The sequence below is a fragment of the Algorimicrobium algoritergicola genome (genome assembly GCF_008086165.1).
Lineage (GTDB): Bacteria > Bacteroidota > Bacteroidia > Flavobacteriales > Flavobacteriaceae > Algorimicrobium > Algorimicrobium algoritergicola.
On record NZ_VSKL01000002.1, the window covers coordinates 40,166 to 65,459 of the forward strand.

General features: G+C 35.9%; 32 protein-coding genes and 1 tRNA gene. 16 read left to right on the top strand and 17 right to left on the bottom strand.

Annotation, left to right across the window (positions count from 1 at the left end):
- Positions 1 to 122: 122 nt before the first annotated feature.
- From ES675_RS06095 to ES675_RS06115, 5 genes are all read right to left on the bottom strand, one after another.
- Positions 123 to 446, bottom strand: coding sequence for a hypothetical protein (locus ES675_RS06095; RefSeq protein WP_066252823.1), 324 nt, complete (start codon positions 444 to 446; stop codon positions 123 to 125).
- A gap of 2 nt (positions 447 to 448) precedes the next feature.
- Positions 449 to 1,279, bottom strand: coding sequence for a nucleoporin Nup88 family protein (locus tag ES675_RS06100; protein ID WP_066252821.1), 831 nt, complete (start codon positions 1,277 to 1,279; stop codon positions 449 to 451).
- A gap of 338 nt (positions 1,280 to 1,617) precedes the next feature.
- Positions 1,618 to 2,106, bottom strand: coding sequence for a hypothetical protein (locus ES675_RS06105; RefSeq protein ID WP_066252819.1), 489 nt, complete (start codon positions 2,104 to 2,106; stop codon positions 1,618 to 1,620).
- Positions 2,107 to 2,508: 402 nt separating this feature from the next.
- Positions 2,509 to 3,846: a hypothetical protein gene (locus ES675_RS06110; RefSeq protein WP_066252811.1), complete on the bottom strand. Its 1,338-nt coding sequence runs from the start codon at positions 3,844 to 3,846 to the stop codon at positions 2,509 to 2,511.
- Positions 3,847 to 4,160: 314 nt separating this feature from the next.
- On the bottom strand, positions 4,161 to 4,385 hold the full coding sequence (locus tag ES675_RS06115) for a helix-turn-helix domain-containing protein (RefSeq protein ID WP_066252810.1): 225 nt from the start codon (positions 4,383 to 4,385) through the stop codon (positions 4,161 to 4,163).
- A gap of 152 nt (positions 4,386 to 4,537) precedes the next feature.
- Here ES675_RS06115 and ES675_RS06120 point away from each other — a divergent pair, with 152 nt between their 5' ends.
- From ES675_RS06120 to ES675_RS06130, 3 genes are all read left to right on the top strand, one after another.
- Positions 4,538 to 5,704: a HEPN domain-containing protein gene (locus ES675_RS06120; RefSeq protein ID WP_066252808.1), complete on the top strand. Its 1,167-nt coding sequence runs from the start codon at positions 4,538 to 4,540 to the stop codon at positions 5,702 to 5,704.
- A gap of 133 nt (positions 5,705 to 5,837) precedes the next feature.
- Complete coding sequence (locus tag ES675_RS06125; RefSeq protein ID WP_148367317.1) at positions 5,838 to 6,050, top strand: hypothetical protein; 213 nt, start codon at positions 5,838 to 5,840, stop codon at positions 6,048 to 6,050.
- Between the two features lie 54 nt (positions 6,051 to 6,104).
- A complete protein-coding gene (locus tag ES675_RS06130; protein ID WP_066252804.1) occupies positions 6,105 to 6,428 on the top strand; it encodes a hypothetical protein in 324 nt (107 codons plus the stop codon).
- 193 nt (positions 6,429 to 6,621) lie between these two features.
- Here the strand turns inward: ES675_RS06130 and map are convergent, their stop codons facing one another.
- A complete protein-coding gene (gene map, locus ES675_RS06135; RefSeq protein WP_066252802.1) occupies positions 6,622 to 7,386 on the bottom strand; it encodes a type I methionyl aminopeptidase in 765 nt (254 codons plus the stop codon).
- A 519-nt stretch (positions 7,387 to 7,905) separates the two neighbouring features.
- Between map and ES675_RS06140 the strand changes: the two genes are divergently transcribed.
- Positions 7,906 to 9,378, top strand: coding sequence for a T9SS type A sorting domain-containing protein (locus tag ES675_RS06140; RefSeq protein WP_066252799.1), 1,473 nt, complete (start codon positions 7,906 to 7,908; stop codon positions 9,376 to 9,378).
- 78 nt (positions 9,379 to 9,456) lie between these two features.
- On the opposite strand, the gene ES675_RS06145 is transcribed toward ES675_RS06140, so the two are convergent.
- Together ES675_RS06145 and ES675_RS06150 are read right to left on the bottom strand one after the other, a co-directional pair.
- Positions 9,457 to 10,050: an NUDIX domain-containing protein gene (locus ES675_RS06145; protein WP_066252797.1), complete on the bottom strand. Its 594-nt coding sequence runs from the start codon at positions 10,048 to 10,050 to the stop codon at positions 9,457 to 9,459.
- A 9-nt stretch (positions 10,051 to 10,059) separates the two neighbouring features.
- Positions 10,060 to 10,248, bottom strand: a complete 189-nt coding sequence (locus tag ES675_RS06150) for a hypothetical protein (protein ID WP_148367319.1) — start codon at positions 10,246 to 10,248, stop codon at positions 10,060 to 10,062.
- Between the two features lie 40 nt (positions 10,249 to 10,288).
- Here ES675_RS06150 and ES675_RS16595 point away from each other — a divergent pair, with 40 nt between their 5' ends.
- The 10 genes from ES675_RS16595 to ES675_RS06195 all read left to right on the top strand — a co-directional run bounded on the left by ES675_RS16595 (position 10,289) and on the right by ES675_RS06195 (position 16,084).
- Positions 10,289 to 10,354: a hypothetical protein gene (locus ES675_RS16595; protein ID WP_231931298.1), complete on the top strand. Its 66-nt coding sequence runs from the start codon at positions 10,289 to 10,291 to the stop codon at positions 10,352 to 10,354.
- Between the two features lie 39 nt (positions 10,355 to 10,393).
- Complete coding sequence (locus tag ES675_RS16550) at positions 10,394 to 10,543, top strand: hypothetical protein (protein WP_197503495.1); 150 nt, start codon at positions 10,394 to 10,396, stop codon at positions 10,541 to 10,543.
- A gap of 169 nt (positions 10,544 to 10,712) precedes the next feature.
- Positions 10,713 to 10,904, top strand: a complete 192-nt coding sequence (locus ES675_RS06160) for a hypothetical protein (RefSeq protein ID WP_066252791.1) — start codon at positions 10,713 to 10,715, stop codon at positions 10,902 to 10,904.
- Between the two features lie 212 nt (positions 10,905 to 11,116).
- Positions 11,117 to 11,587 carry a T9SS type A sorting domain-containing protein gene (locus tag ES675_RS06165; protein ID WP_066252789.1) on the top strand — a complete coding sequence of 157 codons (471 nt, stop codon included), beginning with the start codon at positions 11,117 to 11,119 and terminating at the stop codon, positions 11,585 to 11,587.
- Positions 11,588 to 11,599: 12 nt separating this feature from the next.
- Positions 11,600 to 12,661, top strand: coding sequence for an Lcl C-terminal domain-containing protein (locus tag ES675_RS06170; protein WP_066252787.1), 1,062 nt, complete (start codon positions 11,600 to 11,602; stop codon positions 12,659 to 12,661).
- A 212-nt stretch (positions 12,662 to 12,873) separates the two neighbouring features.
- Complete coding sequence (locus ES675_RS06175; RefSeq protein WP_066252785.1) at positions 12,874 to 13,344, top strand: T9SS type A sorting domain-containing protein; 471 nt, start codon at positions 12,874 to 12,876, stop codon at positions 13,342 to 13,344.
- A 12-nt stretch (positions 13,345 to 13,356) separates the two neighbouring features.
- A complete protein-coding gene (locus tag ES675_RS06180; RefSeq protein ID WP_066252783.1) occupies positions 13,357 to 14,667 on the top strand; it encodes an Lcl domain-containing protein in 1,311 nt (436 codons plus the stop codon).
- Between the two features lie 275 nt (positions 14,668 to 14,942).
- Positions 14,943 to 15,407: a hypothetical protein gene (locus tag ES675_RS06185; RefSeq protein WP_231931295.1), complete on the top strand. Its 465-nt coding sequence runs from the start codon at positions 14,943 to 14,945 to the stop codon at positions 15,405 to 15,407.
- A gap of 60 nt (positions 15,408 to 15,467) precedes the next feature.
- The gene (locus tag ES675_RS06190; RefSeq protein WP_148367321.1) at positions 15,468 to 15,752 is read left to right on the top strand and encodes a hypothetical protein; all 285 of its coding nucleotides are present in this window, start codon (positions 15,468 to 15,470) and stop codon (positions 15,750 to 15,752) included.
- The gene (locus ES675_RS06195; RefSeq protein ID WP_148367323.1) at positions 15,701 to 16,084 is read left to right on the top strand and encodes a hypothetical protein; all 384 of its coding nucleotides are present in this window, start codon (positions 15,701 to 15,703) and stop codon (positions 16,082 to 16,084) included. The genes ES675_RS06190 and ES675_RS06195 overlap by 52 nt, the downstream gene beginning before the upstream one ends.
- Positions 16,085 to 16,457: 373 nt before the next feature.
- Here the strand turns inward: ES675_RS06195 and ES675_RS06205 are convergent, their stop codons facing one another.
- The 4 genes from ES675_RS06205 to ES675_RS06220 all read right to left on the bottom strand — a co-directional run bounded on the left by ES675_RS06205 (position 16,458) and on the right by ES675_RS06220 (position 19,280).
- Complete coding sequence (locus ES675_RS06205) at positions 16,458 to 16,697, bottom strand: type II toxin-antitoxin system ParD family antitoxin (RefSeq protein WP_066252771.1); 240 nt, start codon at positions 16,695 to 16,697, stop codon at positions 16,458 to 16,460.
- A gap of 525 nt (positions 16,698 to 17,222) precedes the next feature.
- Positions 17,223 to 17,801, bottom strand: coding sequence for an NUDIX domain-containing protein (locus ES675_RS06210; RefSeq protein ID WP_066252769.1), 579 nt, complete (start codon positions 17,799 to 17,801; stop codon positions 17,223 to 17,225).
- Between the two features lie 138 nt (positions 17,802 to 17,939).
- Positions 17,940 to 18,683 (bottom strand): hypothetical protein, encoded by a 744-nt coding sequence (locus tag ES675_RS06215; RefSeq protein WP_148367325.1) that lies wholly within the window; start codon positions 18,681 to 18,683, stop codon positions 17,940 to 17,942.
- 523 nt (positions 18,684 to 19,206) lie between these two features.
- Positions 19,207 to 19,280 (bottom strand) — tRNA-Met (locus ES675_RS06220).
- Between the two features lie 177 nt (positions 19,281 to 19,457).
- Here ES675_RS06220 and ES675_RS06225 point away from each other — a divergent pair.
- Both ES675_RS06225 and ES675_RS06230 read left to right on the top strand, forming a co-directional pair.
- Positions 19,458 to 19,844, top strand: a complete 387-nt coding sequence (locus ES675_RS06225) for an START-like domain-containing protein (protein WP_066252764.1) — start codon at positions 19,458 to 19,460, stop codon at positions 19,842 to 19,844.
- A gap of 56 nt (positions 19,845 to 19,900) precedes the next feature.
- Entirely contained in the window at positions 19,901 to 20,746 is an 846-nt protein-coding gene (locus ES675_RS06230; protein WP_066252762.1) for an aminotransferase class IV, read from the top strand.
- On the opposite strand, the gene ES675_RS06235 is transcribed toward ES675_RS06230, so the two are convergent.
- From ES675_RS06235 to ES675_RS06255, 5 genes are all read right to left on the bottom strand, one after another.
- Entirely contained in the window at positions 20,739 to 21,299 is a 561-nt protein-coding gene (locus ES675_RS06235; protein WP_066252760.1) for a YqgE/AlgH family protein, read from the bottom strand. The genes ES675_RS06230 and ES675_RS06235 overlap by 8 nt on opposite strands.
- Before the next feature lie 124 nt (positions 21,300 to 21,423).
- Positions 21,424 to 21,696, bottom strand: coding sequence for an HU family DNA-binding protein (locus tag ES675_RS06240; RefSeq protein WP_048331437.1), 273 nt, complete (start codon positions 21,694 to 21,696; stop codon positions 21,424 to 21,426).
- Positions 21,697 to 21,887: 191 nt separating this feature from the next.
- A complete protein-coding gene (gene fmt / locus ES675_RS06245; RefSeq protein WP_197503493.1) occupies positions 21,888 to 22,838 on the bottom strand; it encodes a methionyl-tRNA formyltransferase in 951 nt (316 codons plus the stop codon).
- A complete protein-coding gene (locus ES675_RS06250) occupies positions 22,835 to 24,742 on the bottom strand; it encodes a RecQ family ATP-dependent DNA helicase (RefSeq protein WP_066252756.1) in 1,908 nt (635 codons plus the stop codon). Before ES675_RS06250 ends, fmt begins: the two co-directional genes overlap by 4 nt.
- Positions 24,742 to 25,284 (bottom strand): AAA family ATPase, encoded by a 543-nt coding sequence (locus tag ES675_RS06255; RefSeq protein ID WP_066252886.1) that lies wholly within the window; start codon positions 25,282 to 25,284, stop codon positions 24,742 to 24,744. Before ES675_RS06255 ends, ES675_RS06250 begins: the two co-directional genes overlap by 1 nt.
- Between the last annotated feature and the right edge of the window lie 10 nt (positions 25,285 to 25,294).

A 25,294-nucleotide genomic window follows, 5' to 3' on the forward strand; every position in this document is an offset into this window, starting at 1 on the left:
GGAAGTTTGAAGTAAGAGCATGATCCCAGGAAATTAAAAAAGCCCTAAAAAGGGCTTAAATGTGTATTGTTTAAAAATTTTTAGAGCGTTGTGCAACGGTTTCTAGTGTTAGGTTGCATTTTTTATTTTTCATAAGTTTTTCCATCAGTCGACCATAAATACAAAGTCTCGGAATAACTAAATCTAAAAATTTCTTTTTCCATTATTGGTTCAGCAAGTTTACCAATTAAAATTCCACGTCCTAAAAGACTAACTCCTGCACCAGATTTTTCTAAAATTCCATCGGCGGAAGCTATAAAAGGTAAATTCAGTCCTGTTCTGAAATATACTATCGAGGTTCCTTCTGGAATTGCTCCCATTGGATGAATAATAAAAATTCCACAAAAGAATCGGAATAAAAGTCCTAAAATAATAAATGGGATAAGTATTTTTAAAAATCTTTTCATATTTATAAGTATATTTTTCCTCCCATTGCCTCAAAAGCATCTATAACATTTCGTAAGGCTTGTTTTTGGGATGAATTAATAGTTTTGTCTTTATAATATTGCTTTCCAATAAATCTAATTTTTACATCTTTTCCATTAGAAACTGCATTCATTATTTCCATTTCTTTTTTGGTTACAGCTCTATCTAACCATTCCCAAATTCCGCCAGAACCATTGTCAGTTTCTATTTCTCCATATTTTTCTTCAGCAATTTCATAAGTAATTCCGTCAACTTTGATTACATATCTTTCTATGAATAACCAATCGTCTGCTGCGTATTGTATTCTTAATCTTAAAAATGGGCTGCCAGTGTTCGACTTTCCGAAATATCCAAAAAATCCGTTGTAGTCATTATATTGAGGTGAAGATTTGTCTCGATACCAAGTTATTTCGTTCATATCGTCATATTTCTTTCTCATATTTTTTGTTGCACTGGCAAGTCGTTTTTCCTCTTCCTTTTTTCTTGCGATTTCTTCTTTCTTTTTGAGTTCAGCTAATTTTTCTATTTCTGAATCAATCTTGGTAAGAAGTTTTTTACCTTTTTCTGCTTCTGTAGAAACAGGATATTTTTGAATTAAATTATTTAATTCGCTCTTGCTTTTGCTAAAATCTTTTTGCTCAAAATATAAATTTGCTCTTCCAAAAAGTTTGTCAGCTCCGTTTTTACATTCGTCAATTTCTTTTTTTAATGTTTCGATTTCAGAATTTAATTTATCAACTTCGGATTGAGGAATTCCGCAACTATTTAAAATAGTAATTAACAAAATTAAAGTCAGTTTTGTAATTTTATTCATATTCTCGATTTGTTTTTCAAATGAAACCTAACAATGTGTATCCAAAATGGTATACATATAGCCACAATCTACTAGCCCCATATACTTTCCACATTTCAATCTCACAATATTGAAACTAAAAGTCATCCAAAAAACACGTAAAACCAACTAATTTTCAGGGCATTATTAAGTTTAGAGTAAATATAATGAAACTCGTTTTATATAAATTACGGGTATCCGTAACAGGGTAATAAAACTATTTAATTTCCGAATTATTTGTATTGCTATATGCAGATACTTACAGAATTTACCCGGTAAAAAATTAATTCAATTTTATTTTTGCAACAATACTTTGTTGTCTATAGTGCTTTTTCACATAATCTTTCCAATAAATTCTTTTCCGATTCATTTATCAATTCCGAACGTTCGATTCTTTTTGATTTAGAAATGTGATTTCCTTTGTATGGATTCAATAGTTCATAACTGTTTGTGTCTATTTTTTTCTGAACAATTCTATTCAGTTCTCTTTCTAATTCGTTGGTTTTTTGTCTGCTTTTAATTCTACTTTCTTGATTCAATTCATATTCTCCGAAATGACAGTAGAAATATTCATAATTATAATCTTCCGTTTTTCCAATTCTATTCCGAATTTGAGAATGAATTTTATTATGAGAAAAATGATTTCCTACTCTTGATATCACAGGATTACAACCGTCTCGATTGTCTCCAACTTTACCAACATATATTTTCTTTAAACCATTTTCGCTTATTGGTGTTGCAATGAATAAGTAAACTGCCCATTCTCTTTTTGTTGAATGTCCTGATATTTTAAAACTTCCTATTTCCATTATTTTCAAAATTTGGTGGAGAAGGGAGGATTCGAACCTCCCTACGCACTTCGTCTTGGAATTCGGTTAACAAGTAAACTATTGAAATCTATACTTTATAATCAGAGGAATAAGACCGACTCTTTTCTCCACTAGTGCTAATCCCACAACCATACTTTTAATAAAATTTATAAATTTTTCCTTTACAGTACTTTTCTTAATCTGTTCTATTTTTATCATAATCATTGTTTTTAAGGTTTTTATTAATTCAATTGGATTAATAGTCTGTACAACTCTGATTAAGAGTATAGTAAAATCAATAGACTTGGTAACTTTGAATACCAAAATTTTCATCTCTTAACGAGACTGTATTTTCAATGAACGATTTTTTTTTAGCATTATAGCCAATGTTGGCAGCTGCCGTTATTCTTTTTCTACCGTTTCAGGTGTTATAACATCCTTATTTTCTTCCTTAAAGAATTTCGACTGTGCTTTGAATTCTTTGTATTCAGCTGTTTCTCTATATTCTCTAAGTATTGGAAATTCTTCTAAACGTTCAATGTTTGTTTGATTAGTTTCGAGGACAATTTGTAAAATATTAATTAATTTTTCTGTTTCACCACGTAATGCAAATAAACCCAATTGAAAAATCTCCTTTTTATCAGAATAGTCAGCTTTATTAATTTCCTTTTCAATTGATTTGTAATCGTCTGTTTCTTTTTTACATAACCAATAATTAATTTGAGCAATAACTTTATCTACTGGGTTTATTTGAGAGTCATTAATTGAGAAATAACAAAGCCCTTCGCAAATATCCCATCTTGAATGAAGTAAGTTTTCATATACTATTTCTCCAAGTATTTCTCCTCTTTTTTCATCTTCAGGATTTAGTTTTTTCCAAAGTTCGGCACCTATTAAAATAAATGCCTTTTGCAATTGACAAATTGAATTTTCTAGATAATTTTTGTCCACTTCAAGTTGATCACCAACGTCAATATTTTTTCTTAAACTCTCTTTAACTTTTGATATATAGATTGAATTGACAACACCTCCATTGTGAACAAACAAATTTCGTCTTTGATATATTTCAATAAGTTCATCCATAACTGGTTTAAGATATCCAAGACCTAGACCAATTTCTTCTTTTAGAAGGCTAGCCCAACTTTCAAAGTTTCCTCTTAGGACTTCATCTATTTTAACATCAATAAGATATTTTTCCGCATCATCGACTGAACTAAACGTTTTTAAATCTTTTAAAGTCAAAGTCCTTTTTTGAACACCTGCTGATTCAGGGTGTTCATCATAATAATAGTGTAGAATTTGTGAGAAAAACCATTCTACGTTGCTAAGTAGTGAGATTAAAGAGTTAGTATAGAGTAAATTAATGTGTTTATTTACTATTTTAGAGTTTGAAATATGGTCTACAATTTTATCGTTGTTGGATTTTATTTTTATTGAGAAAGATTTAACCTTATTGTCATCAGTTTTGTCTTTTACAATCAAAACTTCTGTTTCCTCCGAATATTTAGTATCAATCTGACTTTGGATTTTTTCTTGCATTTCTACAAGTTTATCTCTTTCCTCACCTTCCATATCTGTTTGTTCGGTCAATACTTCTTTCAACATTGCAGAAAGAACTAACGGTCTAACGTGTTGGTCGTGTTCTTCAACTTTATCATTAAGGAAAGGCTCTATTAATTCCACAAAGTCTCTTAGTCCAATTAGACTTTCATTAAAATCAACTATATGTTTATCTAGCATTTGCTTAGTGTTTTTTTAGGTTGCTGCCAACAATTGGATACAGACAATTGTCTATATCTCCATTATGAAAATATAACGTATTTAGACCCAAATTAGGAATACGTAGAACTACGTAGTTTTCTGTGTGTCAATAAGTTTTGGGTAAAAATAGGGGAGGGAGGTCTATAAACATTACGGATATCCGTAATAGGGGAATAAAAAGTGTAAAGGAGTTTGCTCTTAAATCTTGGAAATCGTGGTGTGGCCTCTAGTAGCAATACATTCAGGGTGTAAATAGGTATTGGAAGCGCGCGTTAAAGCAGATTCTTTTTTTATTATTCTTCTGCTTTGGGGAGTTTTAAGTCCTTGTACACTTCCTTTAATAAGTCTCCTGGATCCACATCTATAGCTAAAGCAATTAAATACAGTTCATCAGCACGGAGCTTTGTTGTTGCATTTGAACTCAATTGAGAAAGTCTAGCTTGACTAATTCCAGTGCGTCTTGAAACCATAGCTCTATTCACTGATTTTTTTGTCAGATACAATCCAAGTGATGTCATAAATATTCCGAATTTTAATAGATAAATATACTTTTAATATAGAAAAATGTAGAGTTTCTAAACTTTTATTTGGAATTTAATTAGATTATATATAGATTTGTTTAGAATTACTAAAGAATTATTAAGAAAAGTAACATTCTAAATTAACGAATATGGACAACGCAACCCAGACAACCCAGAGCCAGATTATAGCCAAACTAGTAGCGCTTTTAGACGTAAAATATATTTACGAGTCAGACACCCTGTTGGCAGGTAGCAACAAACCGTTACTAATTGTGGTGCTTTCAGAGTCCTGTTCGGCTTTAACACAAAAGTTATCGGCCATGGTTGCCAAAATATGTCAGGAAGAAACCGCTATGCTATACCGGATATTCCCATTGGACTATGCCGAGGAACAACTTATAGCGGACAACCTATTTTTTGTGTATCACTGCAGCTGGGATAAACTAATTTATCAAAGTCCCCAGGCCGAACCGGATCGGTTTCAGGAATACCAAATCCCCCAAAACACACCCAACAACCTACAAGCAAGCTTTAAAAAAGAAGGCCAAAAACTAGCGGGCTTTTTAGAGGGGGCCACTTTTTTTATGGACAACCATCAGTTGTCCCATGCGGCCTATATGCTGCACCAGTACATTGAACTGTGGTTTCGGTTTGCAGCGCTTATTACCATGGGCAAGGCGCGTAAAAGCCATCGTATAAAAGAACTGCAAACCTATATCAAGGACTTTGGGCCAGACCTCGGAAATCTGTTTGATACGGAAATAGAGGAGGAGCACAGCTTGTTACAGCTGTTGGATGCGGCTTATATAACGGCGCGCTATGAAAACCACTATCATATTAATTCGGAACAGCTCCAACGGATCCTGGAGAAAGCCAAAGCCCTAGAAGCCATGGTAACCCGTATATATACAACCCTATGGGAGGCCTGTACAAATCCCCTAACAAATCCAAAAGAACGTCGGGAACCCCATGCGTCATGCCCGCCACCAAATGCCACCGAAAAGGCTGATTTTATACAATCGTTATCCGAACGGGATTTTCCCAGCTTAAAACCCCATCGGGTAAGAACCGGTTTGTACACCATGGAACTGCTTACAGAAGGCTATTTGGATACCGCCTACATGATAGCCAATCTGGTAAAAGTCTGTTTACTGGCTATGGAATCCGACTACTGTGGGACGCGGTACATTCCCGATCCAGAATTTAATATTAAAGAAGTGTTGGGGTATATCCTGGATATGATACCCTATACCGAAATGGAGATGCTAGACACCATCAGAGATGAAGCTTTAAAAACAGCCATAGACGACCAATAAAAAAGCCATGACAGATACAAACAAATTACAAGCTATCCGGGAGCACCTCCAAAACCTCTCGGGCCTCCGAGAAGAACCTTTTGGAAATAGAATCAGAAAAACCGTGGGGTTTGAAGTGTTGGACCAGGCGGACATGACCAATTCCATATCAGCCCTTTTGGAAGTCTGTTATTATGCGCTGGATGGCCATGGCAGTTTTGTGGAATCCAAGCATCCCCATAAAACGCCTATAGCTAGTGTAACCAAAGTTATTGAGATGGTCATTGACCTCTTGCCTCACGACCAAATGTATGGATTGGATAACATTACCGAAATACTAGCGGATGGGGCTAGCAAAAAAGCCTAAAAGGATAACAGGGTGTCATAACATGTATGAACCACCAATTAAATTGCAAGCCAGATGAAAGCAAAAAAAAAGAAACTCAAAGCCCTCTTGAAATCAGCCAAGCAGCACTTGGACACTTTAGAACCGTCTGATATTCAAAAACAGCAATTTAAAGCCAAGTATTTGCAGTTTGAAGGGTATCAAGATGTGTTTATAACCATAGAAGCCTTAATTAATGTGAGTATTTTGGCCACGCAAGGTGATGTGTATGCACCGCCACGCATAAAAAATCATGGAAGCGACATTCGGAAAACTTTGGAGCTGGCACAAAAACTCTTGCCGTTTGAGGAAGGCGCATTCCTGGATGAGGTGAATGCCTTATTAAACCAAGAAAAGTAGGTGTAGGGCGGGTGTTCTAAATAAATAAGTAACACAACGGCTATAGCATTTACAGTCTAAATACATTTTCTGATATCAGGATGTAGTGATTACGAAATTTATAGAGGTATTTTAGTGACATGGAAGTATGGCTTTACTGCTTGCTTATCGGGAGGCCCGATTTTGACTCCGTTACTTGGTTGTACCCAGGTATTTAATCCCAAATGGCATTCGATTCGGTTAATATAAGTGGATGTTTATCCGTTATAAGTATGGTATGCTCGTGTTGGGTGACGTATCCACCTTTGTTACCGACTAATGTCCAACCATCATTCAATTCTACAGCAACAGTTGAACTTGTTGAGATAAAAGTTTCTATGGCTACTGTTGTATTTTTTTTGAATCGCTCTCTGTTACTTGTAACGCTGTAGTTTAAAATATTTTCTGGCGCTTCGTGTAAACTTCTACCAACGCCGTGACCAGCCAAGTTTTTAATGACTTTAAATCCTGATTTTTTTGCTTCCGTTTCTATTATATAGCCAATATCAGAAATTCTCACACCACCTTTGATATGGTTTATGGCTTTGCGTAATATATTTTTAGAAGCATCTACAAGCGGTTGGTGATTATGGATGTCTTTACCTAGAACAAAAGAGCCACCATTGTCAGACCAAAAACCGTTAAGCTCCGCTGAAACATCAATATTGATTAAATCGCCTTCTTGCAATATTTTTTTCTCGGATGGTATTCCGTGTGCGGCTTCTTTATTGATACTAATACACGTATAACCAGGAAATCCATACGTTTCATAGGGTGCTGATTTAGCCCCATAACGCTTCAAAATGTCTCCTCCATAGGCATCTAGTTCTTTTGTAGATATGCCAACTTTAGCATATTCTCTCATTAATTTTAGTGTAGTTCCAACAACGTCACTAATCTTTTTCATTCCAATTAATTCGTCTTCTTTTGTTATCGACATGTTATTTTCTTTAATTGCTTACAACGGTTGGTATAAGTCATGGTTTGTATATAGACACCACAAATATAATCACATTTTAATCTTCAATATAGAAACTAAAAGTAACTTAAAAAATAATAGCACGAATAAATTTTCAGCGCATAAATAGTTTAGGTAAAAATAGAAAAGCGCGTTTTAAAAAAATTAGGGTTATCCGCATCAGTTACCATAAAATCTCTTTAATTTTGCTAGTTTCTGTATCAAAATAGGTTTTTTTACATAAGGGTTAGACGGTAAGTTTTTAACGGTATGATACGGTTTTAGTGAACCTTTTAATTGAATAATATCCCCTCTAGTAGCATAAATGACTTCTTTAAAATGGCGCTTTTACAACTAAAAGCGCGATTTTTTAAATTAACCAAATACCGGTTGTGAGATACATTTAGAAGCAAACCACCAAAACGGCGTACTATAAAACACATTTTTAACAGCCAATCCCAGCAATATGTTTTAACTTTATGAAAATTAAAACATAAAATCATGAAACAACTACTACTCAATTTTTTAGTACTTATCGGTGGTGTTGGAATAATTTCCGCTCAAGTTTATACCACACCAGATACAGGAACAACCTTTACTTTAGAGGATCTGGTGGCGGCAAGTCCGGCTACCATTTCGGTAACAGGCACCACTTATACCTTGGTGGATGATTTGATAATTTCCACAACAGATACCTTTCTTATAAATTCCGATGTGACATTGGAACTAGCAGCCGATATCCGCATCACCGTTTTTGGCACCTTTAACGTCAATGCAGATGGTGTGACTTTTACGGCCATAGACCCAGCAGCTCCTTACGAGGGTTTTCGCTTTGAAGAGTTCTCCGATATCAACATTCAAAACAGCACCATTCAATATGGCGGCGGCTTACGTGTGCTTACCGAAACGTTTACAATTAACAATTGTCTGATTACTAATAACGTGTCAGGTGTTGCAACCGGTGGCGTTATTGCGCTTTCGCGAGGTATGCCACAAATCACCAACAACACGATTACCTTTAATCAAACGCCAGCTATAAGCTCGGGTGCTAATAGTGCCGTATCACCGTATATTTTTAATAATTATATGGAAGGGAATAATCAAGCAAATTCCAACCGCCCTCAAATTAACATGGGGACGACAAGGACTGCAGAACCCATTCAAATTATTCAAAATACCATTAAAGGCGATCGTACTTTGGATATGGTAGGTGGTATTGCCGTGTCGAACTTCGTTGGAGGTACCATAAATGCCATAATCGATGACAATAGCATTACCGATAACCGATATGGTCTGACCATTGTTGGAAACAATGCCTTTGCTTACGTCAGAAATAATAGGATTGAAGACAATGATACACAAGGAAGCCCCAACGTGGGTGGAAGTGGTATTTCGTTAAATACGTCTTCGGGCGGTATGGAAGTCATTGCTAGTGGGAATCAAATTCGTCGAAACCTCTGGGGAATAACGGTTATTGGAGAAGCGTCTATTAACTTGGGTGATGGCGCAGCAAATGTAGGCCAAAATGTCTTTTCTGAAAATGGAAACGGTGGCATAACTTACGCACTTTATAACAATACACCCAACGCATTAATGGCCATGAATAATTGTTGGGATGAAACCAATGCGCCAAACACCCTTGCTGATGCCGAAGCCGTAATCGTGCATCAAAGCGATAATGCGACATTAGGATTAGTAAGCTTTGACCCCGTAGATTGTGGCTTTTTAAGTATAGACGATCACCAATTGAAGGCCGTAACCATGTATCCGAATCCTACAAACGGACAACTAAATATATCCCATAATACGGCTTTTAAACACATGAAAATATACAGTATAGATGGAAAATTAATCATGCAGAAAACACTTCAAATGGGTGCGAATAATATGTTCTTGAATTTGAATGCTGGTTTGTATATTTTAGAATTAACAGGCGTGAATGCGAAGGCCACCAAAAAGCTAGTAGTTAAATAATTTGGAATGCTGTAATAGTGAAAAGCGCCACCTGAAGTGTGGCGCTTTTTTTTATATTTTAAAGAACACGCTCGAATCCTAAAGAGCTTGAAACGCTTTGTTTCCGTACATGGTATGCCCCAAAAACCACTGAATCCCAATAATAGTTTTAGCATCGCGAAATTGATTGTTTTTGACGTGTTTATGGACCTCTATAACGGGCATTTTCACCAATTGAATAGCCTCTTTTTCAGTTGTCATACCGCCACCTTTAAAAACTTTATCGGATGAATTCACTTCGGCATAGTAAAGAAAAATGCGTTCAGAACTTCCGACAGGCGAAACAAAAAACGAACTGATAAAGTCTAGCCCGTTTAGCTTATAACCAATTTCTTCTTCAACCTCCATTTTCACACGGTGTTCTGGTTCCTCATGAGTTTCTATAGAGCCGGCTGTGAGCTCAAGTATCCAGCCAGCCCGTTCTTTAATAGTGAGATATCTAAATTGCTTGGTAAACAGTAAGGAGTCTGTGTCTTTTTCATACAAAACAATGGCAACGGAATCGCCCCGTTCAAAACAAAACCGATCCTCTTCAATGCTGCCTGAATTAAACAGATCATGTTTAATTCTAGCCTTTTTGATTTGGAAGACATGATCAAATACAAGGCGTTCGTGAAGTAGTCGGTATTTCATTGGTGGCCTTCAGCGTTGGCTATTCATTGGCATTTTAACATATTCTAATGGGATTTTTTCTTGCTCTAATCTCCAGTTGTTTTTGTTAATTTTATTGTAGATAATCATTTCTATTTCATTCAAATGTAATTGACTATTTACATTGGATACTATTCCATTATCATTTTCAAAGAATTTATCAAAAGTACTTGCGTTCATAAGAGCATATGGTACAGAGCTTAAAAGTAACAACACACGTTTGGCTAAAATGAACTTGGCTATACATGGAATAGAAGGTGAAATTATAGAAGCCAACAGCTTTTAAACCAATCCGTACAACCTAACAGGAAGGTGCGATTTCGTGATGGCAAATCCACCATTTAATGTCGATAAAATAGATGCCAAAAATAAGTTTTTAGCGGATAACGATAGACTACCATTTGGGCCACCATTAACAGGAAAAGGCACCATAGAAGACCAAAGCACAGGGTTACAATGTTATAATGGGGCTTAATAGCTACGGGAGCAACAGGTACTGCATTAGGTACAGGAATAAACAATACAGCTGCTATTATTACAGCGCAAGGTCCAACTGAAACAGATTATGCCGCAGGTTTAGCAAAGGCATATATCGGACGCGGTTTTACTGATTGGTTCTTGCCCAGTAAGGATGAATTAAACCAATGTATGTAAATAAAACAGCTGTTGATGCTACAGCAACTGCTAATGGAGGTGCTATTTTTAATACTTATGCCTTCAGGAGTTCTACAGAGTTCGATCAATCTTTCGCACGGGGGAAGAATTTTTCCAATGGTATTCCGATCCTCAAGGAAAAGTTGATCGCAAGCGCCATTCGTCCTATTCGCGCTTTTTAGTTATTAAAATACATATTTTAAATAATAATCAAAATACTGATTATAAGCACTTTATGTTTGTTTTTTGATTTTGTCCATGTTTTTGTCCATGTTAAATACCCACTTTTAAGCACCATGTTTGATACTTTTAGTAAATACTATTTAAATTAATAGGTATCTCTCGAGATTAAAATAATATTTACCAACATACGAACCCAACAAAATATAATTCTATGAAAAAAACAACACTAATAGCCTGTCTATTCTTTGCTACACAATTAATGTACTCACAAAAAGCCATTCCAGCCTCCGGAGGCAATGCCACAGGCAGTGGTGGTTCATCCAGTTATACTGTTGGGCAATTGGTATATACCACCAATACAGGAAGTGGTACCCTAACCCAAGGTGTGCAACAAAGTATCGAGCTCTTTACCTTAAGTAACCCCGAACTGACCACCGTAAATTTAACTGCTGTTACCTATCCTAATCCCACTTCAGATTATGTGGTATTAGCCATAAGCGATGCCAAACTAACAGATTTAAGCTATGCTTTATTCGATTTACAAGGCAGAGCAGTTGTAAAAGGATCTGTATCTCAAGAACGTAGTAAAATAGGCATGCAGAATTTAGCATCAGGGACGTATATCCTTAAAGTAAACCAAAACAACCAAGCATTAAAAACGTTTAAAATTATAAAAAAATAACATTTACCTATTATGAAGAATTTATACACATTTTTAGTAGCAGTATTGCTAACGGCAACAACCTTTGCCCAAACGCCAGAGAAAATGAGTTACCAAGCGGTTGTAAGAGACAGTGGTGATGCTTTAGTAACCAGCCAAGCAGTAGGCATGCAAATAAGCATTTTGCAAACTACAGCTACAGGAACAGCAGTTTACGTAGAAACGCAAACACCAACCACCAATGTTAACGGATTACTGACCTTAGAAATAGGAACAGGTGCTGTTGTAAGCGGTGATTTCACGACTATAGATTGGTCTGCAGACAGCTATTTTATAAAAACAGAAACCGATCCAACAGGAGGTGCCAGTTACACCATTACAGGTACGAGCCAGTTATTAAGTGTGCCGTATGCCTTGCATGCAAAAACGGCTGAAAGCGTAACCGAAACGCAAACTTTGGAAGATGTTGCAACTTTAGGAAACCTAGCAAATACACAATTAAAAAACGTAACCGACCCAACCGATGCTCAAGATGCAACAACTAAAGCTTATGTAGATAATTTAATAGCAACACTAGAAGCTAGAATTACAACTTTAGAGACACAACCAGCAACAGTAGGCGACTTTAGAGATGGTGGCGTAGTATTTTGGGTAGACCCAACAGATAATAGGCATGGGTTAGTTTGTGCTATTCAAGACCAAGGTGGAGGGATAAAATGGTATAACGAGGCTTACATAGCTACGGGAGCAACAGGTACTGCAATAGGTACCGGAACAACAAATACAGCAACCATAATTTCAGCACAAGGTGCAGTAGAAACTAATTACGCAGCAGGTTTGGCAAAAGCCTATACGGGTGGTGGTTTTAACGATTGGTTTTTACCGAGTAAAGATGAGTTGAATGAAATGTACCTAAATAATGCAGCTGTAAATGCTACAGCAACCGCAAATGCAGGTGCTATTTTTTATGGTTACTACTGGAGTTCTACGGAGGGCGATAGCAATAGCGCGTGGGAACAAAATTTCGGCAGTGGTAATCAGGGCACCAACAATAAGGGCTTCGCAACCAGTGTGCGTGCTGTTCGGGCTTTTTAATTATTAAAATACATATTTTAAACAATAATCAAAATAGTGATTATGAGCATTTTATGTTTGTTTTTTAATTTTGTCCATGTTTTTGTCCATGTTAAATACCCACTTTTAAGCACCATGTTTGATACTTTTAGTAAATACTATTTAAATTAATAGGTATCTCTCGATATTAAAATAATATTTACCAACATACGAACCTAACAAAATATAATTCTATGAAAAAAACAATACTAATAGCCTGTCTATTCTTTGCTACACAATTAATGTACTCACAAAAAGCCATTCCAGCCTCCGGAGGCAATGCCACAGGCAGTGGTGGTTCATTCAGTTATACTGTTGGGCAATTGGTATATACCACCAATACAGGAAGTGGTACCCTAACCCAAGGTGTGCAACAAAGTATCGAACTTTTTACCTTAAGTAACCTCGAACTGTCCACCGTAAATTTAACTGCTGTTACCTATCCTAATCCTACATCAGATTATGTGGTATTAGCCATAAGCGATGCCAAACTAACAGATTTAAGCTATGCTTTATTCGATTTACAAGGCAGAGTAGTTGTAAAAGGATCTGTATCTCAAGAACGTAGTAAAATAAGCATGGAAAATTTAGCATCAGGTACTTACATTCTTAAGGTAAGCCAAAACAACCAAGCATTAAAAACATTTAAAATTATAAAAAAATAACATTAACCTATTATGAAGAATTTATACACCTTTTTAGCAGCAGTATTGCTAACGGCAACAACCTTTGCCCAAACGCCAGAGAAAATGAGCTACCAAGCGGTAGTAAGAGACAGTGGCGGTAATTTATTAACCAACCAAGCCGTAGGGATTCAAATAAGTATACTACAAACTACAGCAACGGGAACAGCGGTTTATGTAGAAACCCAAACGGCAACCACTAATGTTAACGGATTAGTAACCATAGAAATAGGTACAGGGACCATTGTAAGTGGCGGTTTTACAACCATAGATTGGTCTGCTTCTAGCTACTTTATAAAAACAGAAACTGATCCATCCGGCGGTTCCAACTATACAATTACAGGTACTAGCCAGTTGTTGAGTGTGCCTTATGCATTGCATGCTAAAACAGTAGAAAACGGAATTCCTACAGGAGGCCTTGAAGGGCAAGTTTTAACCATAAGCAGTAGTGGTACACCAGTATGGGCAGATCCTTATGCGGGCACAATTTTTTACGAAGATGCAGATAGCGATGGCTACGGCGATATTAACAGTACGTATGTAGCATTTAGCGCACCTAATGGTTATGTAAGTAATAATACCGATTGTAATGATACTGATGCTACCATCAATCCAGACACAATTTGGTATTTAGACGCAGATGGCGATAGTTTTGCCATTTCTACAGTAACACAATGTGATTCACCAGGAACAGGATATACAACAACAGTAAAACCAGTGGGTGATTGCAATGATGGTGATGCAACAATAAATCCAGGAGTCCCAGAAATAGCTGGAGACAATATAGATAATAATTGTGATAATCAAATAGATGAAGCAGAAATTGGTCAGTTCATTGAAGGTGGCGTTGTTTTTTGGGTAGACCCAACAGATAATACGCATGGCTTAGTTTGTGCCATAGAAAACCAAAGTACAGGGATACAATGGTATAACGGGTCTTACACAACTACGGGAGCAACAGGTACTGCAATAGGTACTGGAATAACAAATACAGCAACTATAATTTCAGCACAAGGTGCAGTAGAAACTAATTACGCAGCAGGTTTGGCAAAAGCCTATACGGGTGGTGGTTTTAACGATTGGTTTTTACCGAGTAAAGATGAGTTGAATGAAATGTACCTAAATGAAGCAGCTATAAATGCTTCAGCAACGGCTAATGGAGGTGCTAATTTTTCTTCTTATTACTTCTGGAGTTCTACGGAGGTCGATGCCAGTCTCGTGTGGAGACAGGATTTCACCAATGGTAATCTGGGCAGCGGCTTTAAGGGCAACACACTCGCTGTGCGTGCAGTTCGAGCTTTTTAGTTATTTATAATAGTACCGCGTAAGCGGACGGTTTTTATTTTTTAAAAATGGCACTACATACGGAGTTACCGGTTTACAGAGATACTTATAAACTAGTATTATAAATTTATATATGCACCAAAAATTTCCCTAAAGAATACAAGTATAGTTTGGGTAGCGATATGGAGCGCGATGTATTGGTGCTAATGCGCTGTATTTACAGTGCTAACAGAGCGCAAGAAAAAACAGCATTTTTAAATGAGTTTTTAAATAATTCTGAAATTAAAATAGTAAATATGAAAAAGATATACACCTTTTTAGCAGCCATATTGCTAACAGCAACCACCTTTGCCCAAACGCCAGAGAAAATGAGCTACCAAGCGGTTGTAAGAGACAGTGGTGATGCATTAGTGACTAATCAAGCCGTAGGCATGCAAATAAGTATTTTGCAAACTACAGCAACAGGAACAGCAGTTTATGTAGAAACCCAAACGCCAACCTCTAACGTTAACGGATTAGTGACTGTAGAAATAGGCACAGGATCTGTTGTAAGTGGCCATTTCACGACCATAGATTGGGCTGCAGACAGCTACTTTATAAAAACAGAAACCGATCCAACTGGAGCTGCCAGTTACACTATTATAGGTATGAGCCAGTTATTAAGTGTGCCTTATGCGTTACATGCAAAAACGGCTGAAAGTGTCACAAACGATTTGGTAGACGATGCAGATGCTAACCCTACAAACGAATTGCAAACATAGAGCAAGTATTGGTTGTTGGAAATGATGCCAATGGAAATGACCTTATAAACACAGGGCAAATTGTTAGAGGTACGGGCAACACCAAATACAGAATCTTCGATGGAAATTGCAACGCCATTGCCAGTTGTTTTTCCTTCAATGACACAAACTGAAGTTGATGCAATAGCAACTCCAGTGGAAGGCATGGTACAGTATAATACGGATGCGAAAAGGTTGCAGATCTATGCCATACTAACGGATAAAGCTGAAATATTAAACGAAATTTTTACAGGTTCAGAAATGAGAGGTATTTATTGTATTACCCAATCATTTACATCTCCTATAGCTGGACAAATTGTGCTATAGAGTTACTCGTAAAAGACGGGAATCGTGGTCCTGGACCTCATGATATTGATTTTTTTGGTAGTATGGGGTATGAACAATTTACAATTCCTTCTTATTCAAGTTTTACTTGGTTTACTTTTAAATTAGCGACGCCTAAACCGGTTAATGCAGGGGTACAAACGTTCCTGTCGTTTTGTAATGTATGGCAGACCACTTTTGCAACGAATAGTAATTACCTTAATGGTAGTAGTCATGAAGCTTCTGCTTCAACGCCAAATGCACAAGGTGATTTGTTGTTTAGAATACATAGTCAGCCAATTCCTGGATCATGTGGATGGCAGAATATGAATTAATCCATAGCTCTAAAACATATAATGTTCTTTTATGAAAGCATTTAGAAAAACAAAACCAACAGTACTTTTATAGTGTACTGTTGGTTTTTTATTGTTGTGTGCCATTTTTTATTACAGTCGTTTTTTAATACCCATTATCTGGTGTAAAATTCTAACAGTTTCTACAACTTCATTTTCCACGTTTCTGTAAAAAAATCAGATGCGATTTGATTTTAGTTACTCGATAGTTTTTTAGAGTTTGTTCTACGGATTTTCCAGTCAGATAATGCGTTACATCTGTCGGCTTGTTCTGTAGAGCATTTGTTAAGCGTATAAATCCATATTTTGTCTAAATCCTCAATCGCTTGTTTACTTATTCGGTATGGCTGTTTACTCAAAAGTGATTGCGATGTAATTCAGTCCGATTTTGTTTTGGGTCAAAATTTTCAATAAAACCACTATTTTCTCCGACTTCGAGAGCTTTAATTAAGTCTTTTTCTTTTTTTTCGCATTCCAGCAAACGTAATGCAGAACGAATAACTTCGCTTACCGAACCATATCTACCTGAATTTACGTCCTCTCTGATAAAATCCTCAAAATGATTTCCGAGTGATATTGATGTGTTTTTTCCCATTTTGACTATAATTCCCCTCAAGTATACCAAATCTTGGTAACGTAGCCAAATGGCACACAGGATAGGGGTTTAAGTAAAAGTATGCATATATATGTGCTATATATACACCACAAACCCTTAACATATTGCTATTTCCAATATAGAAACTTAAAGGCATTCAAAAAACACATAGAACTACGTAAATTTCTAGTCATTAATACATAGGGATAAATATAAACAAGCTATTTTTATAAATGCTTCGGATACCCGTAAAGAGACAAAAAGTATAACCAACTTCGCCAGTTACCGTATCAAAACAAGGTGTAGCACCATTGTGGGTTAGGAGCTAAATTGTTGCCTGTATGATAAGGCTTTAATGGCATTTTAATTGGACGATATCCACTTTAGTTGCACCCTCTTTTGTGGAGCGGGAAAGACTTGTTTTATGGTGTCAGCAGTAAATTAGCGTTTCTAAATATTCATCCCCACCAAAATTAGGCCCAATTGATGTATATGCTTATCACATACTTGAGGTTGATTTATGATCTATTTAATTTTTATACGGTGTTTCCCTAAAAACCACTGAATCCCAATAATAGTTTTAGCATCGCGAACCTGATTATTTTTAAAGAGGATATGAACGTCATTAACGGGCATTTTTACCAATTGAATATCTTCTTTTTCGGCGATCATACCGCCACCTTTAAAAACTTTATCGGATGAATTTACTTCGGCATAGTAAAGAAAAATGCGTTCAGAACTTCCGCCGGGCGAAACAAAAAACGAACTGATAAAGTCCAGTCCATTTACCTGATAACCAATTTCTTCTTCAACTTCCATTTTCACACGCTGCTCTGGGTCTTCATTACCCTCGAGAGACCCTGCAGTAAGCTCCAGGATCCAACCATCTGATTCCTTAATCGTTGGATAGCGAAATTGTTTGGTAAACAGTAAGGAGTCTGTGTCTTTTTCATACAAAACAATGGCAACGGAATCGCCCCGTTCAAAACAAAACCGATCCACTTCAATAGTGTCCGAATTAAACAGATCATGTTTTATTCTAGCCTTTTTGATTTGGAAGACATTATCATATACAATGCCTTCTTGAAGTAGGTGGTATTTCATGATGTTTAGGTTTTAAAAAGTGTATCGAAATATAGACATGGTATTTGCCAATTAATTTTTTAAGGAATCGTAAATATAATTCATGTAGTAACAGCCAATATGTTTTCAGGGTAAAGGCGAGAATACGGCTGCCTATAATCACCCCAAGCAATCCAAAACACAAGCCCCAACGGAAGCCGGTACATCATAAACCTCGCCGTCAATAACCTCGTAAAAACGCACACCCAAAACCGCTACGCCAAAATGCATAGGAGCCGTCACCGTATCGGGAACAAGGCTAATAGATGAACTAGTAGTAATGTCAATAAGATAAGTAGGAGAGACATCTAAAGTGGAATCGCGCGTATCATAATCAAAGTCTAATACCCCTAAAGTAACGCCAATATGCGTGGTCCCTTTTGGTGTTTTAAATAAACGCGGATTAAAATGGCTTATTTCTAACTGCTGCGTTGCCCAATTAAAAGAAGCGCTAGCCGTTAATGTTCTTAATAAAGGGGTCTTGGGTGTAAAGTGATACTGTTTAAGCAAGCGCTTGCCTTTGGCTGTTTGCAAGCCCTGTTTCACAGTTCTTTTGCCGCGTTCGGAAACGGTATCTAATGCTTTAATGTTTAAAAACAATTGCATCATTCGGGAGTAAAATAACTTACCTTTAATACCACTTAAAAGCGGCGATAAGGCCAAACGAAATTGCTTATTAAGCCGACTACAAGTCCCAAATTCGTTATAATTATCGCGAACGGGTTGCATACTGGCTTTGGTTTTTATAGCATACCCATCAAACCCACCGCCAGGTTTTCGTTCATAGCCAATACCACGCGCTATGTAATAATTAACGTCGCCCAGCGTTCCCGAAATTGTAAAAGGTCCTTTTTGTCGTGCCATGGTCATACTAATATAGTAAATAACAGCTATATAACCAATAGGTATAGCGTATCAACCCTATGGATACCCTATACATAACCCCAGTAAACCTTATGGGCGCAAGCAGCTTCACATGAATTGGGATGCTAGTAGGCACATAAATGCTTAGTTATGCTGGACAGAGTTTAAAGCTTTTGCCCCTGAAGAAAGTATAGCTAGAAACTTAAAATAAATGACAGTAACCTAAAACAGTAAATCCAGAGGTTTGAATTTAAACGTCTCAATTTGTGTTTATAGCGGTTGTTTTCAGGTGTTTGGTTGCGCTATTTAGGCTAAAAAAAACGGAGAATTGTTATACCATCGTTTAGTAAGGTTGTCGTCTGCAGAGTAGATTTTGGGTGTTGAATATTTTTTCTTCAAGGTTGAATCGTATTCACTTTCGTATTCATTTTCAAATTCTCTTGCAAGGTAATCAAAAACGGTATGCATAAAAAAACGGTTTAGCGAAAGCCAAACCGTTGTTTTTCAAGTGATTAAAAAATCGTAGCGAGAACGGGGCACGATCCCGTGACCTCTGGGTTATGAATCCAACGCTCTAACCAACTGAGCTACCTCGCCATATTCCTGTACAAATAGGAATCTCTTAATTTAAACTGGTTTTCACCAGTTTTTAAGGCTGCAAATATAACAACTAATTTATTCCGTGCAAATAAAAAGTGACTAAAAATATTTATAAAAAATAGTTTGAGTTTTTAGCAATTAAATGTATATATTGAGCGCATAAATTATGTAACTATGAGTGAGAAAGTAAAATTTGAAATGGAGTTTCCAATACAGGCTTCACCTCAATTATTATATCAATATATATCAACACCTTCGGGCCTTTCCGAGTGGTTTGCCGAAAACGTAAATTCAAGAGGCGAGCTTTTTAAATTTATCTGGGATGGTTCTGAAGAACAAGCTAATTTAGTCAGTAAAAAAAGTGGTGAACGTATTAAATTTCGTTGGGCAGCCGATGAAGGGGAACCTTATTTCTTTGAAATTCGTATTCAAGTGGATGAGATTACCAAAGATGTTTCTATTATGATTGTCGATTTTGCCGAAGAAGATGAAGTGGATGAAGCAAAGATGCTTTGGGATAACCAAATTTCCGATTTAAAACAAGTATTGGGCTCCGCTTAAGGTGGTTTCTATTATAAAACATATCTTTGTCCCGAATAAAATTCGGGACTTTTTTTATGATCAATTTCAACGGAAATATAACAGATGATAGCAACGTGATATCTATAAATAATCGTGGTTTTGCCTATGGTGACGCTGTTTTTGAAACCTGTAAATATTCACATGGTAAACTCTTGTTTTGGGAGGATCATTATTTTCGTCTGATGGCTTCCATGCGAATCATGCGTATGGAAATCCCTATGAATTTTACTATGGAATTCCTGGAAGCTGAAATTCAGAAAACCCTAACTGAAAATAAGCTTGCAAACCATACATCGCGTGTTAAATTAACCGTATTTCGAAGTGAAGGTGGTTTGTATAGTCCAACAAGTAAAGAGGTGGGTTTTGTTATTGCTGTTAACGCACTAGATGCTGATTTTTATTTAATGAATGATGGGGATTATGAAGTGGATTTGTTTAAAGATTTCTACGTGTCTCCTAGTTTATTATCCACCTTAAAAACTAATAATAAAGCGATTAATGTGGTAGGAAGTGTGTATGCTGAAGAAAACAGCTTACAAAACGCGTTGTTGTTGAATACGGATAAAAAAGTAGTAGAAGCTTTAAACGGGAATTTGTTTTTAGTAAGTGGGAATAGTATTAAAACACCACCACTTTCTGATGGTTGCTTGAAAGGTATTATGCGAAAACAAATTATGGAGCTTATTGCACAGTTGCCTGATTATAAGTTAGAAGAAACATCTATTTCGCCTTTTGAATTGCAAAAAGCCGATGCGTTATTTATAACCAATGTCATAACGGGTATTCAGCCTATTAGTAAATACCGAAAGAAAACTTTTGACAATACGGTTGCCAAAATGTTATTACAAAAATTACAAGTAAAAATTAGATTATCTAGTTAAAAGTAGGGTCTTCAGGTGCATTGGACCAAATGGTATAGTCACCACCAAATTCCATCATTTTTTCTTTCCAAAACGTTTCATAGTTTTTTTCTATAATGTTTTGCTTATAAATATTTTCAGTTACAACCCAGGAATTTGTTTTTAATTCGGCGTTTAATTGATCCGCATCCCAACCCGAGTACCCAAGAAAAAAGCGAATATTCTTTTCATTTATCTCATTATTGGCAATTAATTCGGCTACTTTATTAAAATCGCCTCCCCAATAAATTCCTAAAGAAATTTCTACACTATTCGGAATGAGTTCTGGCACCTTATGTATAAAATAAAGATTATCCTGTTCTACGGGTCCGCCATTATAGACCTTAAAAGTGGCGTCTAATTCGGGAATTAAATCACTGATAGTGTACTCCAAGGGTTTATTTAAAATAAATCCAATAGAGCCTTCATCCGTATGATCGGCTAAAAGAATGATAGAACGGTTAAAGGAGATGTCACCAATTATAGAAGGTTCGGCAATAAGCAAGTTTCCTTTTTTTGGTTGTATTGAAATCATATAGTGATAGATTTTCTATTATAAATCTAATATTTTTTTTGTTAATAACAAACAGATGCTACCATTAATAACAAAAAAAGGTCTTCGAAACGAAGACCTTTTATACTTATTAATTAAGCGATAATTAGTTTACTGCTCTAGATAAATCTGAACCAGCTTTAAACTTAACTACATTTTTAGCTTTAATTTTAATAGTTTTTCCTGTTTGTGGGTTTCTTCCATCTCTTGCAGCTCTTTTAGAAACTGACCAAGATCCAAATCCTACTAAAGAAACTCTGTCACCTTTTTGTAAAGCGCCTTCAATTTCAATTAACGCACATTCTAAAGCCTTCTTTGAAGCTGCTTTAGTAATTCCTGCGTGTTCTGCCATTGCATCGATTAAATCTGTTTTGTTCATAATTTAAAGTTTAATTATTAATAAATTGTTGGTTAAACATTTTTGTTAAATCCATTACAAATTTATACGGATTATCGTACCATGCAAGTAATAGCAAGGGAAATACCTAAATTTGTTGATAACTTAACCGATTTGTTAATAAAGCGAGTGTATTTCATCGGTTTTTTTGAAATATGAGCATTCATAAGGGTTTACAGCATTTTGGCTTCATCGTGAAAATTATAGCCATTTAAGAGGTCATTTATAGCCATTTTTCGCTTACCTGGTAATTTCAATGCATCAATAAAAATATAACCATCTGTGACGGCCACTTTTAGTGTTTTTTTGCTGGCGATTATTTGTCCTTTTGAATAGTTATGTTCGGCTATTTCTTTATGAGTTTCGTAAATTTTAATTTCTAATGTTTCTTCATTATTATTTAAATAACACCATGCAGAAGGATACGGATTTAAACCACGTACCTTATTATGTATAGTTTCTATGGAATCATTCCAATCTATTTTACAATTATCCCGATTTAGTTTGTTGGCTTCTTTTAATTCATTGGTATTTGGTTGCGGTGTGGTTTCAACGGTGCCATTTTCAATGCGTTTTAAAGTGTCAATAACTAATTCACTACCTGTATGCATCAACTTATCATGTAAGGTGCCTACATGGTCTGTTTCTTCTATGGCAACTGCTTTCTGCATTATCATATCACCTGTATCAATTTTATCATCTATAAAGAAGGTAGAAACACCGGTTTCCGTTTCGCCATTTATAATAGCCCAGTTTATTGGTGCAGCACCTCGATAGTTGGGTAATAAGGATGCATGCAAGTTAAAAGTGCCTAAAGCTGGCATCTGCCAAACGGCTTGCGGTAACATTCTAAATGCTACAACTACTTGAACATGAGCTTGAAGTGCTTGTAGGGTTTCTAAAAAATCAGGATCTTTTAAATTGGTAGGTTGTAAAATATGCAAACCTTGCTTTTGTGCGTATTGCTTAACGGCTGACTCGTTAATTTTTCGGCCACGTCCTGCTGGTTTATCAGGAGCGGTTATTACACCAACTACTTGGTAATTATTGGCAAGTATGGCGTCTAATATGGCAACAGCAAAATCTGGCGTGCCCATAAATACGATGCGTAAGTCGGTTTTCATAAATGAGATAATTTATAGGTATTAATAGTGGTTACTATAATAATATGATGTTCTAATAATAATTTCAGAGCGTTGTGAATGTCTTTCTCTGGGTATCCTAATGCTTCTGTTAATGTTCTAGATGAGCAGTCCGTTGCTTCTAATTTGGTAATAATGGCGTTTTTTATGGTTTTAAAATCCGCAGGTGCTTTCTTTTTGTTTTTTCGTTCAACACAAACCGAACAAATTCCACAATCGTTCACATCTTTTTCGCCAAAATAGGTGAGGAGTTGGACACTTTTACAAATGGTATTGTTTGAAATATATTTTAAAACATCAGATACTTGCTTATGTTTTAACTGGTTCTGCTGATTAATAATATGTGTAATCCTATTGATGGTTTTATCATCTTCACGAGGTTCTAAAAACGTGACTTGCGCATCGGTTTTAGAAATTTGCAAACTAATAATGTCATCTTTTTCAAGTTTTTCTAAAGCTTGAATTAATTGGTGTTCAGATATAGATGCTTTTTCAGCTATTCTCGTGGTATTGACTTTTGTTTCATGTTCAAAAATTCCACCATAACTTCTTAAAATAGATTTGACAATAATATTTAATGGCGCATGCTTACTTAAATAGTGAAATAATTGGGTGTTTGAAACGATAAATTGAACACTAGTTTGTTTATTAAATTGCTGACTTAAAGAAATAATACTGGTTCTATCTAAAGTCTGAATGGCATTGAAGGCTATAAGCGTATTAAAATTATAGGTTTTACAGAAGTGATTGAAATTAAAGTCTTCTACAAAACCAACGCCTTCACCATAAGAAATTTGAAAATAGTTGCAGAGCTTTCTGTAAACCTGTTTCATGAAATCCACACTTGGAAGTACGTTTAAAAACTGATCTTCTAATTTACTTTTGTCGGAATTATTCTTTAAAATAACGGCAAAAGCTTTGTCGCCATTTCTACCAGCACGACCAGCTTCTTGAAAATAACTCTCCAAACTTTCAGGTAGATTTAAATGAATAACCGTTTTTACATTGGGTTTATCAATTCCCATTCCAAAGGCATTGGTGGCAACCATGATTAGTTTTTTCTCACGAAGCCAATCCTGAAGCCTGGTGTCTTTTTCAGTATTGGATAAACCACCATGAAAAAAGGTGGCTGAAAATCCTTTCTTTTCTAAAAACTGACTGATTTCTATAGTCGCTAATCGATTTCGGACATATATAATGGAAGGTGCGTTATTCTTCTTTAAAATGCGCTCCAAATGATAATGCTTATCCGTAGCATCAAAAGTCATGTAGGCTAAATTATCCCGATTAAAGGATTGTTTGAGAACTTTTGGGCTTATAAAATCGAGTTCTTTAATTATATCTTCTACTACTTCTGGTGTTGCAGATGCTGTTAATGCAATGCAATTTACTGTAGGTTGTAATTCACGGAGTAGTTTGATGTTTTTATAAGCTGGACGGAAATCATTTCCCCATTGCGAAATACAATGTGCTTCATCTACAGCAATTAAATTGACAGGCATTTGGCGAATCCTATCTTGTACTAACTCTTGTTGAAGTCGCTCTGGTGATAAATATAGAAATTTATAATTTCCATAAATACAATTATCTAAAAGCGTATCTAATTCGTTATAATGAATGCCACTAGTCAAAGCCATAGCTTTAATACCTCTGCTTTGCAAAGCTTGCACTTGGTCTTTCATCAATGCAATTAATGGCGAAATAACAATGCAAATTCCATCCTTTGCCAAAGCAGGAACTTGAAAGCATAAAGACTTTCCGCCTCCGGTTGGCATTAAAGCAAAGGTATCTTCGCCATCTAAAACGGCTTGGATAACGGTTTCTTGAAGCGGTTTAAAACTGGTGTAGTTCCAATAACGCTCCAATATGTCAATGGGCTGTTGCATTATAAGTTTTTAACAACATTCAGAATAAAAGCAGTACGATTTTCAACCGTATCAAACGGAACATCTAATAGGTTATAACCGAATTTATCGTAGGTTTTTAATAAGTTGTCATGAATTTCAATAGCTTGATTAAAATTTTCATAACGTTCACTATCACTCACAAAAATGTCTTGCCAAGGTTTTAAAATAAAAGCCAAGTCATAATTATGCTTTTTACAGCTTTCTCTAAACTTTTCCGGATAGTCATCGCCTATAAAATCCATATATGCCAAAACGTCGGGAATACCACGATCTAGAAAAACAAAGCTTTCACTTTGAGTATTGGCTTGATTAAATTGGTCTTCACGCCCTTTTAAAAGCAGTTCACTAAACAATAGAGGTTGGGTTAAAAAGAGCTGGTCTACACCGTCTTCTCTAGCTTTTAAAGTTATTTGACGTGATATTTCATCCAGACAAACATAGCCGCGAGTTTTCAATTCGTTAATGATTGATGTTTTCCCAGTACCTGGTCCTCCAGTGATAACTATTTTCTTTATTTTCAAATTGGCAAGA